Annotated in this window: 1 protein-coding gene; it reads left to right on the top strand. The window is 57.4% G+C overall.

What is annotated here, in order from left to right:
- On the top strand, positions 1–532 hold a 532-nt coding region (locus tag BK660_RS30580; protein WP_123436418.1), incomplete at its 5' end, for a hypothetical protein.
- Positions 533–664: the final 132 nt, after the last annotated feature.

Here is a 664-nt window from a genome sequence, read left to right as displayed (position 1 = left end):
AGCGCAGGGCGATACCTGGGCTGATGACTATGCGTCGCTGCGCAATCTGATCTATCAGCTCAATTCGCTGCACACCGTGACCACCATGATCGAATCCTTCAACCCGGATTTCGTCGTGTTCGTGCGCCCCGACAATTTCTTTCACAACGCATTGCTACGCTATGTCTTCGCTCATCCTGAGGTGCGCAAGAACAACGCTTATATTCCGGACTGGCAGTGGTGGGGCGGCTTGAACGACCGGTTTGCGATTTGCGGGCGCGATACATACGTCGCGTACGGCAAGCGGATCGAGCGCATTTTCGATTTCTGCAAGGCGACAGGCCGAAAGCTGCATTCCGAGCGCTTGCTCAAATATGCCCTGCAGCAGGTCGATGCCAAAATCTGCACGCTGCCGACCCAAGCATCACGGGTGCGCATTACCGGTGCCTTTGCCGAAGAATCGTTTTCGCCCAAGCGCGGCATGGGCAAGCGCGAAAACCGCTACTTCCATTTCTTCGCCGGGTTGCGCACCTGGTGGGATCGCCGGCGCTAAACCGCTATTTGGCGGTTTTTTTACCCAGCCCGACTAATCGCAGCGCCTTGATACTCAGCTGCTTGAGACCCTGACGCGGGGCTTTCGCCGGTTGCAGGCCCTGTTGCACCAACCAGTCCTTCCAGCGTATCC

Source organism: Pseudomonas brassicacearum (assembly GCF_003732265.1).
Classification (GTDB): Bacteria; Pseudomonadota; Gammaproteobacteria; order Pseudomonadales; family Pseudomonadaceae; genus Aquipseudomonas; species Aquipseudomonas brassicacearum_D.
The sequence above is the reverse complement of the archived record's forward strand: the minus strand, read 5'-3'. Positions and strand labels throughout refer to the sequence as shown.